11 protein-coding genes are annotated in these 11807 nt (G+C 63.2%); 4 read left to right on the plus strand and 7 right to left on the minus strand.

Translation table 11 applies throughout. The features are described from left to right. Window positions 1-20 precede the first annotated feature (20 nt). The 4 genes from dnaX to recR all read left to right on the plus strand — a co-directional run bounded on the left by dnaX (window position 21) and on the right by recR (window position 4472). A complete protein-coding gene (gene dnaX, locus J3P94_RS09785; protein ID WP_434572974.1) occupies window positions 21-2099 on the plus strand; it encodes a DNA polymerase III subunit gamma/tau in 2079 nt (692 codons plus the stop codon). 62 nt (window positions 2100-2161) lie between these two features. After that, complete coding sequence (locus J3P94_RS09790; protein ID WP_003183512.1) at window positions 2162-2500, plus strand: YbaB/EbfC family nucleoid-associated protein; 339 nt, start codon at window positions 2162-2164, stop codon at window positions 2498-2500. A 274-nt stretch (window positions 2501-2774) separates the two neighbouring features. Continuing rightward, window positions 2775-3803, plus strand: a complete 1029-nt coding sequence (locus J3P94_RS09795; RefSeq protein ID WP_434572976.1) for an NADP-dependent oxidoreductase — start codon at window positions 2775-2777, stop codon at window positions 3801-3803. A gap of 66 nt (window positions 3804-3869) precedes the next feature. After that, window positions 3870-4472 (plus strand): recombination mediator RecR, encoded by a 603-nt coding sequence (gene recR / locus J3P94_RS09800; RefSeq protein WP_305499942.1) that lies wholly within the window; start codon window positions 3870-3872, stop codon window positions 4470-4472. 143 nt (window positions 4473-4615) lie between these two features. Here the strand turns inward: recR and J3P94_RS09805 are convergent, their stop codons facing one another. From J3P94_RS09805 to J3P94_RS09835, 7 genes are all read right to left on the minus strand, one after another. Next, on the minus strand, window positions 4616-5164 hold the full coding sequence (locus J3P94_RS09805) for an adenine phosphoribosyltransferase (protein WP_434572978.1): 549 nt from the start codon (window positions 5162-5164) through the stop codon (window positions 4616-4618). Between the two features lie 76 nt (window positions 5165-5240). Continuing rightward, window positions 5241-5975, minus strand: a complete 735-nt coding sequence (gene fnr, locus J3P94_RS09810) for a fumarate/nitrate reduction transcriptional regulator Fnr (protein ID WP_305499946.1) — start codon at window positions 5973-5975, stop codon at window positions 5241-5243. 94 nt (window positions 5976-6069) lie between these two features. Continuing rightward, window positions 6070-7452 (minus strand): oxygen-independent coproporphyrinogen III oxidase, encoded by a 1383-nt coding sequence (gene hemN / locus J3P94_RS09815; protein WP_434572980.1) that lies wholly within the window; start codon window positions 7450-7452, stop codon window positions 6070-6072. Window positions 7453-7732: 280 nt separating this feature from the next. Next, window positions 7733-8416, minus strand: coding sequence for a sulfite exporter TauE/SafE family protein (locus J3P94_RS09820; RefSeq protein ID WP_434572982.1), 684 nt, complete (start codon window positions 8414-8416; stop codon window positions 7733-7735). Next, entirely contained in the window at window positions 8409-8627 is a 219-nt protein-coding gene (gene ccoS / locus J3P94_RS09825) for a cbb3-type cytochrome oxidase assembly protein CcoS (RefSeq protein ID WP_434572984.1), read from the minus strand. Before ccoS ends, J3P94_RS09820 begins: the two co-directional genes overlap by 8 nt. Window positions 8628-8650: 23 nt before the next feature. Further along, window positions 8651-11101: a heavy metal translocating P-type ATPase gene (locus J3P94_RS09830; RefSeq protein ID WP_434572986.1), complete on the minus strand. Its 2451-nt coding sequence runs from the start codon at window positions 11099-11101 to the stop codon at window positions 8651-8653. 161 nt (window positions 11102-11262) lie between these two features. Beyond that, a complete protein-coding gene (locus J3P94_RS09835; protein WP_434572987.1) occupies window positions 11263-11802 on the minus strand; it encodes a FixH family protein in 540 nt (179 codons plus the stop codon). Window positions 11803-11807: the final 5 nt, after the last annotated feature.

Genomic DNA, 11807 nt, shown 5'->3' on the forward strand with positions numbered 1-11807 from the left:
CTTCGTTGCGACGGTTTTCGATGAGTTATCAGGTTCTTGCACGTAAATGGCGTCCGCGCTCGTTCCGCGAAATGGTCGGCCAGACCCATGTGCTCAAGGCTCTGATCAACGCCTTGGACAGCCAGCGGCTGCACCATGCCTACCTGTTTACCGGCACCCGTGGCGTGGGCAAGACGACCATTGCGCGGATCATTGCCAAATGCCTGAACTGTGAAACCGGTATCACCTCGACGCCCTGCGGCGAATGTTCGGTCTGCCGGGAAATCGACGAAGGTCGTTTCGTCGACCTGATCGAGATCGACGCCGCCAGCCGCACCAAGGTCGAAGACACCCGCGAGCTCCTCGACAACGTGCAATACGCCCCGAGCCGTGGGCGCTTCAAGGTCTACCTGATCGACGAAGTGCACATGCTTTCCAGCCATTCCTTCAATGCGCTGCTCAAGACCCTCGAAGAGCCGCCGCCCTACGTCAAGTTCATCCTGGCCACCACCGACCCGCAGAAACTTCCAGCAACGATTCTGTCGCGCTGCCTGCAGTTTTCTCTGAAGAACATGACGCCGGAACGGGTGGTCGAGCACCTGACGCACGTCCTGGGCGTCGAGAACGTACCCTTCGAGGACGACGCGCTCTGGCTGCTGGGCCGCGCTGCCGATGGTTCGATGCGCGACGCCATGAGCCTGACCGACCAGGCGATCGCCTTTGGTGAGGGCAAGGTCATGGCTGCCGATGTGCGCGCCATGCTCGGTACCCTCGATCACGGCCAGGTCTACGACGTCTTGCACGCGCTGATAGAAGGTGACGCAAAGGCGCTGCTTGAAGCGGTGCGTCACCTGGCCGAGCAGGGGCCGGACTGGAATGGCGTGCTTTCGGAAATTCTCAACGTACTGCACCGTGTCGCCATCGCCCAGGCCTTGCCCGAGGGTGTCGATAACGGTCACGGGGACCGCGATCGCGTACTGGCATTGGCCCAGGCGCTGCCGGCCGAAGACGTGCAGTTCTATTACCAGATGGGCCTGATCGGTCGACGCGACCTGCCTTTGGCCCCGGATCCGCGTGGCGGCTTCGAAATGGTCCTGCTGCGCATGCTCGCGTTCCGGCCGGCCGATACGCCGGACGCGCCGAGACAAGCGCTAAAGCCAGTGGGAATCAGCCAGGCCACAGCTGATTCCGCCAAGCCAGTGGCTGCCACGCCCGTTGTTGCGTCGGCAGCGGCTTCTGCCCCGGCAGCGGTGGCGCCCGTGGCCGAGCCGACAGCTGTCGTCGCTACAGAGCCTGTCGTCGAGTCGCAGCCTGAGCCGGCTGTCGAGGCGCCATCCGAGCCGGTCGCCGAAACCATTGTCGACCTGCCCTGGAATGACCCGGTCGAGCCAGAGATCGTCCAGCAACCTGCAGTGGAACCGGTGCTGGAAACCGTCGCCGAGCAGCCTGAGCTGCCGCCGATGCCTATGCCCACGCCTGACAGCGTGGTACCCGATGCACCCGAGTGGGTGGCCGCGCCGATGCCTGAGCCGACGGTGGCTGACGTTGCTGTCGCCACGCCGGGCATCGACCTGGACGATGAGCCACCGTTGGATGAGGACTACATCGAGCCGGACATGGACTCGGCCTACAGCTACCTGGACGACCTGGCCAGCGAGCACGCCGCCGAGCCCGCGCCGGAGCCCGAACCGGAACCGGCGGCAATGCCGGCCACCGGGCTGGCGCTGCAATGGCTGGAGTTGTTCCCGAAACTGCAGATCAGTGGCATGACCGGCAGCATCGCCGCCAACTGCACCTTGATTTCGGTGGACGGCGACCATTGGCTGCTGCACCTGGATCCGGCCCACAGCGCGCTGTTCAACGCGACCCAGCAACGTCGCCTGAACGATGCGCTGAACCAATATCACCAGCGCACCCTGACGTTGACCATCGAGCTGATCAAGCCCGAGCAGGAAACCCCGGCCCAGGCCGCATCCCGCCGGCGTGCCGACCGCCAGCGCGAAGCCGAGGAGTCGATCCACAACGATCCGTTCATCCAGCAGATGATGCAACAGTTCGGCGCCGTGGTCCGTCACGATACTATCGAACCTGTCGAGGCCCCGGTTACCCAGGGCTCATAATTGAAAGCGCCGGCCTGAACGCCGGGCGCTGTGTTTATCCACGTACTTTCGAGGTGATTCCCATGATGAAAGGTGGCATGGCCGGCCTGATGAAGCAGGCGCAGCAGATGCAGGAAAAAATGGCCAAGATGCAGGAAGAGCTGGCCAACGCCGAAGTCACCGGCAAGTCCGGCGGCGACATGGTGACCGTGGTCATGACCGGTCGCCACGACATCAAGCGCGTCAGCATCGACCCGAGCGTGGTCGAGGGCTTGAGCGAAGACGACAAGGAAATGCTCGAGGCCCTGTTTGCCGCCGCCGTCAATGACGCGGTGCGCAAGATCGAAGCCAACAGCCAGGACAAGATGTCCGGCATGACCGCCGGCATGCAACTGCCGCCGGGCATGAAGCTGCCGTTCTGATTCGCCATCCCCGCTCGGGATGGGCTACATACAATGCCAGGCATCGCGCCTGGCATTTTTTTTTGTTTGTGGGCCGGGTGCTTTGAGTGAATACCAGGCCGCCTTCGCGAGCAGGCTCGCTCCCACATGGATAGGTGGTTGCGATCAAAATGTGGGAGCGAGCCTGCTCGCGAAGGCCACACTGCGGACCAACTGAACAAACATCGAACGCCGCCCCCTCGGCAATGGTCTGCTCCCTATACGTGTCCACTCACCGAACAAGGAGACCGCCTCCATGTCACTGATTTCCAATCAGCGCATCGTCCTGGCCTCGCGCCCCCAAGGTGCGCCAACCCCGGAAAATTTCCGTCTTGAAGACGTGACGCTGCCGGACCTGGCGGACGGGCAGATCCTGCTAAAGACGCTGTACCTTTCGCTCGATCCCTACATGCGTGGCCGTATGAGTGACGCGCCTTCCTACGCCGCGCCGGTGCAAATCGACGAAGTGATGACCGGTGGCGCCGTCAGTCGTGTGGAGCGATCGATGCACCCGAAATTCCAGGAAGGTGATCTAGTGGTCGGCGCTACGGGCTGGCAGAGCCACTGCATCAGCGATGGCCGCAACGTTATCCCTATCCCGTCCGGACTCCCCAGCCCCTCGATGGCGCTCGGAGTACTGGGCATGCCGGGCATGACCGCCTACATGGGACTGATGGACATCGGCCAACCCAAGGCAGGCGAGACCCTGGTGGTCGCGGCGGCATCGGGCGCCGTGGGCTCGGTGGTCGGCCAGGTGGCGAAGATCAAGGGGCTGCGAGTGGTGGGCGTGGCCGGTGGCAGTGAAAAATGCAAATACGTGGTCGACGAGTTGGGATTTGACGCCTGCATCGATCACAAGGGTGCGAATTTCGCCGACGAACTGGCCCGGGCCTGCGACCAGGGCATCGACATCTATTACGAAAACGTCGGTGGCAAGGTCTTCGACGCGGTGGTGCCGCTGCTCAATGCCAAGGCACGCATCCCTCTTTGCGGCTTGATCGCGGCCTACAACGATCATCAGCCGCCAAGCGGTCCGGATCGCTTGCCGCAACTGCAACGCACGTTGCTGACCAAACGCGTGCGGATCCAGGGCTTCATCGTGTTCGACGACTACGGCGACCGCCAGCCGGAGTTCATCAGCGCGATGGCGCCGTGGGTGCGCGATGGCAAGGTCAAGTTCCGCGAAGATGTGGTGGATGGCCTGGAGAACGCGCCTCAGGCTTTCATCGGCCTGCTGGAAGGGCGCAACTTCGGCAAATTGGTGATACGCGTGTCGAAGGATTGAGTATTTGACGCTAAACGGAGGCGCGGGTATAAACCGCGTCTCGTTGTTATGTCGGACGTTTCCTCCATGAGCTTCAGCCCTTTGATCCGCCAACTGATCGATGCCCTGCGAACCTTGCCGGGTGTGGGTCAGAAAACCGCCCAGCGCATGGCGTTGCAATTGCTTGAGCGTGATCGCAGCGGCGGGTCGCGCCTGGCCCAGGCCTTGAGCCAGGCCATGGAAGGGGTAGGGCATTGCCGCTTATGCCGCACCCTCACCGAAGACGACCTCTGCCCGCAGTGTGCCGACCCGCGCCGGGACGACAGCCTGCTCTGCGTGGTGGAGGGGCCGATGGATGTCTACGCGGTGGAGCAGACCGGTTTCCGTGGCCGCTACTTTGTACTCAAGGGTCACTTGTCGCCGCTTGACGGCCTGGGGCCGGAGGCCATCGGCATTCCACAACTGATGGCGCGCATCGAAGAGGCGGGCACGTTCACCGAAGTCATCCTCGCGACGAACCCTACGGTGGAAGGCGAAGCTACCGCCCATTACATCGCTCAGTTGCTGGGCAACAAGGGCCTGGTTGCCTCCCGCATCGCCCATGGCGTCCCATTGGGTGGCGAGCTGGAGCTGGTGGATGGCGGGACGCTGGCGCATTCGTTTGCCGGGCGCAAGCCGATCGCTCTGTAACCACCCTACAAAAGTCCTCCCTGTGGACTGTGGGAGCGAGCCTGCTCGCGAAAGCGGTGGATCAGTCAAAAAATCATGTACTGACACAGCGCCTTCGCGAGCAGGCTCGCTCCCACAAGGGATAGATGTTTTGTTGGCGGGGATTATTTTTCGCTAAGCGAAAACCGGGTCAGGCAGAACGTCGGTATTCCCATGTCCTCCAGCCGCCGGGAACCGAGCAATTCCGGCAAGTCGATGATCGCGGCGGCTTCATGGACCTTGGCGCCCATGCGGCGGATCAGGTTGGCGGCGGCGATCAGCGTGCCGCCGGTGGCGATCAGGTCATCGAACATCACCACCGAATCGCCCTCGCACAGGCTATCGGCGTGGACCTCCAGGAAAGCCTCGCCGTACTCGGTCTGGTAACCCTCGGCCAACACGTCGGCCGGCAATTTACCTTGCTTGCGGAACAGCACCAGCGGTTTGTTCAACTGATAGGCCAGGATCGAGCCGATCAGGAAGCCGCGCGCGTCCATCGCCCCGATGTGCGTGAAGCTGGCCTCGACGTAGCGATGGGCGAAGCTGTCCATGACCAGCCGCAGCGCGGTAGGGGACTGGAACAGTGGGGTGATGTCGCGAAAGATCACGCCTGGCTTGGGGAAGTCGATTACCGGGCGGATCAGGGATTTGATGTCGAAGGAGTCGAAGACCATCGTCGAGGTGTCCTGGCTGGCTGCAAACGCGGCAGTATAGCGCGGCGGCGGCAAAAGCCTCAGCCGCGCAGGCGCATCAGCCTTCGACCGAGCCGCCGGCCAGGGCGCAGAGCTGGATCGGGTCAAGGATATGGATTTCCTTGCCCTCGGCGGCGATCAGTTTGCTCTGCTGGAAACGGGTAAACACCCGGGACACGGTTTCCACCGCCAGGCCCAGGTAGTTGCCGATCTCGTTGCGCGACATGCTCAGGCGAAACTGATTGGCCGAAAAGCCACGGGCGCGGAAACGCGCCGAGAGGTTGACCAGGAAGGTCGCGATGCGCTCGTCGGCGGTTTTCTTCGAGAGCAGCAGCATCATCTGTTGGTCGTCGCGGATCTCCCGGCTCATCACGCGCATCAGTTGACGACGCAGTTGCGGCAGTTGCAAGGCCAGTTCGTCCAGGTGATCAAACGGAATTTCGCACACCGAGGTCGTTTCAAGCGCCTGGGCCGAGACCGGATGGGTCTCGGTGTCCATGCCCGACAGGCCGACCAGCTCGCTGGGCAAGTGGAAACCGGTGAGTTGTTCTTCGCCACCGTCGCTCAGGTTGAAGGTCTTCAAGGCGCCCGAGCGCACGGCGTAGACCGAATCGAAGGCATCGCCCTGGCGGAACAGGAACTCGCCTTTTTTCAACGGGCGGCCTCGTTTGACGATGTCGTCCAGCGCGTCCATGTCCTCCAGATTCAACGAAAGTGGCAGGCACAGAGGGGCCAGGCTGCAGTCCTTGCAATGGGCCTGGTTATGAGCGCGCGATTTGACTGGCTCGGACATTTCTTAAATCCTTGTGGGAAAACACACATAAGCCGTAAGGGTAACTCAGCACGCAAACACCGGCCAGTGCGGTATTGCCGTCAAATTGTCGCGCTCAGATGACGCGGGAAAAACGCTGCCGATTCTGCTGCTGCAGATACGCGTCGAATACCATGCAAACCGAACGCACCAACAGACGTCCGGCAGGGAGTACCTTGATGTGCGTAGCCGTCAGTTCAACCAGCCCGTCGTCGTCCATCGCCTGTAGTTGCGGCCATATAGAGCCGAAATACCCCCGGAAATCGATATTGAAGGTGTGCTCGATCTCGGCGAATGCCAGGCTGAAATGGCAGATCAGTTGTTGGATCACCGCGCGTCGCAGCCTGTCGTCTGCATTGCACACGATGCCACGGCTGGTTGCCAATTGCCCGTCGGCGAGGGCGTTCTGGTATTGGTTCAGGTCACTGCTGTTCTGGCAGTACAAGTCGCCGATCTGGCTGATGGCCGAGACCCCGAGGCCGATCAGGTCGCAATGGCCGTGGGTGGTGTAGCCCTGGAAGTTGCGCTGCAAAGTCGCTTCCTCCTGGGCGATCGCCAGTTCGTCATCGGGCAGGGCGAAGTGGTCCATGCCGATGTAGCGATAACCGGCGGCGGTCAGCTGTTCAATGGTGCCTTGTAACATGGCCAGTTTCTGCACAGGATTCGGCAGGTCCTGGCTGTTGATGCGCCGCTGCGGCATGAAACGCTCCGGCAGGTGGGCGTAGTTGAACACCGAGAGACGGTCCGGTTGCAGGCTGATCACTTCCTCGACAGTGCGGGCGAAATTTTCCGGGGTCTGCTTGGGCAAGCCATAGATCAGGTCGATGTTGATCGAGCGAAACTGCAGGGTCCGGGCGGCTTCGACCACCGCACGGGTTTCGTCCAGGCTTTGCAGGCGGTTGACGGCACGCTGCACGGTAGGGTCAAGGTCCTGCAGGCCGATGCTGACCCGGTTGAAACCCAATTCCCGCAGCAGGCCCATGGTCGACCAATCCGCCTCCCGCGGGTCGATTTCGATGCCGTAGTCACCGCAGTCATCGTCCATCAGGTTGAAACTCTCGCGCAGCCTGGCCATCAACTGGCGCAGCTCGTCGTGACTGAGGAAGGTTGGCGTGCCACCGCCCAGGTGCAACTGTTCCACGCGCTGGGCCGGGTCCAGGTGGCAGCCGATCAGCTGGATTTCCTGCTCCAGGCGTTGCAGGTAGGCATGGGCGCGGCCGCGGTCCTTGGTGATGACCTTGTTGCAGGCGCAGTAGTAGCAAATGTTCGCGCAAAACGGCACGTGCACATAAAGCGACAAAGGCCTGCGGGCCTTGCGGCTGTCGCGCAGGGCATGGAGCAGGTCGAACGTGCCCACCTGGCCGGCGAACTGGGCCGCGGTCGGGTACGAGGTATAGCGCGGTCCCGCCAGGTCGTAGCGGCGGATCAGGTCTGAGTCCCAACGAATGGCGTCGAGCATGCGGGCATTCCCCGGTTAGGCTGGCATGCTTGAAGTCTATGAGGCGAAGGGAAGGGGCGTGTTGATTTGCGTCAACGGGGCATGGGGTAGTCAGTGATCATGCCAGCCCAGGCAACTCAAAACCCGTGGCGAGGGAGCTTGCTCCCGCTCGGCTGCGCAGCAGACGCAATGTCAACTTATGAGCCTTGCCTGGGATCGTTGGGGCCTGCTTTGCAGGCCAGCGGGAGCAAGCTCCCTCGCCACAGGGTTGCCGGGCATTCCTCATTGTCTGTGAGCTTGTTCAATGCCCCATGAGCCAATGCTGATGCGGCCCCGGCAGTGTCCAGATGCCGAAGACAATCACCAGCAATCCGCCGGCCATGCGCACGCTGCGTTTGCGCAGCAGCGCCGTGACGCGCTCTGCCGCGAGGCCGGTGGCGAGCAGGACCGGCCAGGTGCCCAGGCCGAAGGCGAGCATCAGCAGTGCACTGTCCAGGGCGTTACCCTGGCTGGCGGACCACAGCAGGGTGCTGTAGACCAGTCCGCAGGGCAGCCAGCCCCACAGCGCGCCGAGCAGCAGGGCCCGGGGCAGGCTCGACACCGGCAGCAGGCGGTTGGCGATGGGTTGGATACGCCGCCACAAACCACGGCCCAGGCTTTCGATACGGGTCAGGCCGCTCCACCAGCCTGCCAGGTAGAGTCCCATGACGATCATCAGTAAACCGGCCAGCACGCGCAGGATCATCGCCGCCGGGCTGTTCGCCACGGCCCAGCCGGCCAGGCCGATCAGCAGGCCGGCCGCGGCGTAGCTGACGATGCGTCCCAGGTTGTACGCGAGCAATAGTCGCAAGCGGCGGCTGCGTTGTTCCTTGGGAATCGCCAGGGTCAGGGCGCCCATCAACCCGCCGCACATGCCCAGGCAATGCCCGCCACCGAGCAAGCCGAGGATGACGGCGGAAACCAGCATTGGCGCCAGGTCAAGCATGGGGAGGCGCCTTGTCGTCCGGTTTGTGGTCCGCGCTGCTGGCTTCCTCGACGGCCGCCTTGTGGTTCGGGTCCTGGTCGTCGAACAGGATGCTATGGGCCGGGCCGTCGAGGTCGTCGTACTGGCCGCTGTCCACGGCCCAGAAGAAAATGTAGACGGCGACGGCCACGATCAACAGTGCGGCCGGGATCATCACGTAGAGAGCTGGCATCTCGGAACTCCATGCCGCGCGGCTCAGGCCGGCAGCGGACGGGTATCGGGCGTGGTTTCGCCAACCTGCGCTTGCGGTTGGCGGGTCAGCCGCAAGGCATTCAGCACCACGGTCAACGAACTGATGGACATGCCGACCGCGGCCCACACCGGCGTGATCCAGCCGAGGGCGGCGAACGGCAACATGAGGCCATTGTACAGCCCTGCCCAGACCAGGTTCTCAATGATCACGCGGCGGGTACGCCGGGCCAGGCCGAATGCATGAATCAGGGCATCGAGGCGGTTGGACAGCAGCACTGCGTCGGCGCTGGTCTTGGCAAGGTCGGTGGCCGACCCCATGGCGACACTGATGTCCGCCGCCGCCAGCACCGGCACGTCATTCACGCCATCACCAAGCATCAATACCTTGCGACCCTGCTGGTGCAACTGCTGGAGCACGGCCAGCTTGTCATCCGGACGCAAGCCGCCGCGGGCCTCGTCGATGCCCAGCTCGGCGGCGACACTGGCCACCATCGGCGAGCTGTCGCCGGAGAGCAATAGCGTACGCCAGCCCCGCGCCTTGCAGGCGGCGAGCAGCGCCGGCGCATCAGCGCGCAGGCGGTCATCGAGGACGAACCAGGCCAGTGGCCCGATGTCGTCGCCCAGCAACAGCCATTGTCCGGGTTCGTCCGGCATCGGCGGTACGGCCGAGCCGCTCAGTTCGCAGACAAAACCGGGCTGGCCGATGCGCAGGCGTTGTTCGGCGACCAGGCCTTCGAGTCCCAGCCCTGGGCTGCTGTGTACCTGTTCGGCGGCCAACGGTGCGCGACCAAAAGCTCGGGCGATGGGGTGTTCCGAACGGTTTTCCAGGGCCGCGGCCAAACCCAGGCATTGATCACCGTCGAGAGTGGCCAGTGGCCGAATGGCGCGCAATGCCAGGCGGCCTTCGGTGAGGGTGCCGGTCTTGTCGAAAATCACCGTGTCGATCTGGTTAAGGCCTTCCAGCACATGACCACGCGTCAGCAGCAGGCCGAGTTTGTGCAGGGTTCCGGTGGCAGCTGTCAGGGCGGTTGGTGTCGCCAGGGACAGCGCGCAAGGACAGGTCGCGACCAGCATCGCCAGGACTATCCAGAACGCACGCGAAGCATCCAGCTGCCACCACAACAGGCCTATGGCCGCCGCTGCGACCAGGGAGAACAGCAGGAACCATTGGGCGGCGCGGTCGGCGATTTCCGCCAGTCGTGGCTTTTCGGCCTGGGCCCGTTCGAGCAGGCGCACGATGGCCGATAACCGCGTGTCCTGTCCCAACGCCCGTACCTCGACCGTCAGGGCGCCTTCGACGTTGAGCGTGCCTGCCGTTACCGCGTCGCCTGCCTGGCGCGGTTGCGGAAGGTATTCGCCGGTCAGCAGTGATTCGTCGACGCTGGACTGGCCGTCGAGAATCGTGCCATCGGCGGGCAGGATCGCTCCGGGTTGGACCAGCACCCGGTCACCGGTGCGCAGTTCGCTGAGCAGGATGCGTTCGCTCTGGCCGCGCTCGTCCAGGCGCAGGCACGACGCTGGCAGCAGGTTGACCAGTTGGGCGGTGGCCGCAGCAGTGCGCTCCCGGGCCCGGCGTTCCAGGTAGCGGCCGGCGAGCAGGAACAGGGCGAACATGCCGACCGCATCGAAGTACAGCTCGCCCACTCCGGTGATGGAGGTCCAGATTCCGGCGATATAGGCGCTGCCGATGGCCAAGGACACCGAAACGTCCATGGTCAGGTGGCGGGTGCGCAAATCTCGCAGCGCACCTTTGAAGAAGGGCGCGCAACTGTAGAACACGATAGGCGTGGTGAGAAACAGTGCGACCCAGCGCAGGATGGTGTGCATCTCCGGGCTCAGGTCGATGTTGAATTCGGGCCAGGTGGCCATGGTCGCCATCATCGCCTGGAACCACAGCAGCCCGGCCACGCCCAACTGACGCAGGGCCAGGCGGTTTTGCGCGGCGAGCTGCTCGCTGGCCTGATCGGCCTGATACGGGTGCGCGGCATAACCGATCTGGCGCAGTTCGGCGAGCAGCGTGCTCAGCGGCAGTTGCGCGTCGGCCCAGCGTACGTGCAGGCGGTGATTGGACAGGTTCAATCGCGCCTCGGCCACGGCCGGCAGGCTGCGCAGTTGCTTTTCGATCAGCCAGCCGCAGGCGGCGCAACTGATGCCTTCCATCAGCAGAGTGGTTTCGGCCAGCTCGCCTTCATGGCGGACGAACGATTGCTGCACATCGGGGCGATCGTACAACGCCAGCTCGTCGGTCAATTGAACGGGCAAGGTTTGCGGGTTGGCCGACGCTTCGCTACGGTGCTGGTAATAGTGCTCAAGACCGCCGGCAACGATTGCTTCGGCCACCGCTTGGCAACCGGGGCAACACAGCTCGCGGGTCTCACCGAGGACAACGGCGGTGAAGCGACTGCCGGGAGGTACCGGCAGGGCGCAGTGGTAGCAGGGCTGTGGAGTGGTCATGTTGTCGCGTGAAAACCTTTTGTGGCGGGGGAGCTTGCTCCCGCTCGGCTGCGAAGCAGTCGCAGTCTGAGTACAACAATACGCCTGAGGATTGCTGGATCAAAAACAGGGGCCGCTTTGCGGCCCAGCGGGAGCAAGCTCCCTCGCCACACAACAGCGGTTTATTTTTTCAGGTCTTCAGCGCCTTGCAGCGGCTCGTCGCCAAGCTGGATGTCCTGGCCGTGGGTGATCTGTTCTTCTTCGAACAAGCGCCAGGTCCGATCGTGTTCCACACCCAGCAATTCGACAAAACGCCGACCTTCGATCTTGTCCGCCAGTTGGCCGACATAGCGTCCTGGTTCGCTGTCGTTGCGGGTCAACACGATCTTGCGGTCTTTCTCCGGCTGCGTTGGGGAGATCAGGCTCAGCTCTACGGTCTGGGGCCGGCTGTTGCCGTTCAGGCGCAGGCTTACTTCACCGGTGAGGTCGTCCAGTTGCACGTTGGCATGTAGTTGCAGGGTCTGGGCCAGCAGTTCGCGTTCGAGCGAGCGATTGATGCCCTTGCCGGCTTCGTAATAGTTGTCATTGACCAGGTTGTCCGGGTTCTTCACCGCGATGGTCACCATGGTCAGGCTCAGGGTCACCGAGCAAGCGAGGATCCCGATGATGATCCACGGCCAGAGGTGCTTGTACCAAGGGCTGGTGGCGGTTGCTGCAGGCATGTGCA

It is taken from the genome of Pseudomonas sp. Z3-8 (genome assembly GCF_051131975.1).
Taxonomy (GTDB): Bacteria; Pseudomonadota; Gammaproteobacteria; order Pseudomonadales; family Pseudomonadaceae; genus Aquipseudomonas.

What these genes read in the sequence shown, in the direction of transcription:
- J3P94_RS09795 (WP_434572976.1), top strand. Translation starts at nt 2,775, where the DNA reads ATGTCACTGATTTCCAATCAGCGCATCGTCCTGGCCTCGCGCCCCCAA.
- J3P94_RS09835 (WP_434572987.1), bottom strand. Translation starts at nt 11,802, where the DNA reads ATGCCTGCAGCAACCGCCACCAGCCCTTGGTACAAGCACCTCTGGCCG.
- J3P94_RS09790 (WP_003183512.1), top strand. Translation starts at nt 2,162, where the DNA reads ATGATGAAAGGTGGCATGGCCGGCCTGATGAAGCAGGCGCAGCAGATG.
- J3P94_RS09830 (WP_434572986.1), bottom strand. Translation starts at nt 11,101, where the DNA reads ATGACCACTCCACAGCCCTGCTACCACTGCGCCCTGCCGGTACCTCCC.
- recR (WP_305499942.1), top strand. Translation starts at nt 3,870, where the DNA reads ATGAGCTTCAGCCCTTTGATCCGCCAACTGATCGATGCCCTGCGAACC.
- J3P94_RS09820 (WP_434572982.1), bottom strand. Translation starts at nt 8,416, where the DNA reads ATGCTTGACCTGGCGCCAATGCTGGTTTCCGCCGTCATCCTCGGCTTG.
- ccoS (WP_434572984.1), bottom strand. Translation starts at nt 8,627, where the DNA reads ATGCCAGCTCTCTACGTGATGATCCCGGCCGCACTGTTGATCGTGGCC.
- J3P94_RS09805 (WP_434572978.1), bottom strand. Translation starts at nt 5,164, where the DNA reads ATGGTCTTCGACTCCTTCGACATCAAATCCCTGATCCGCCCGGTAATC.
- dnaX (WP_434572974.1), top strand. Translation starts at nt 21, where the DNA reads ATGAGTTATCAGGTTCTTGCACGTAAATGGCGTCCGCGCTCGTTCCGC.
- hemN (WP_434572980.1), bottom strand. Translation starts at nt 7,452, where the DNA reads ATGCTCGACGCCATTCGTTGGGACTCAGACCTGATCCGCCGCTACGAC.
- fnr (WP_305499946.1), bottom strand. Translation starts at nt 5,975, where the DNA reads ATGTCCGAGCCAGTCAAATCGCGCGCTCATAACCAGGCCCATTGCAAG.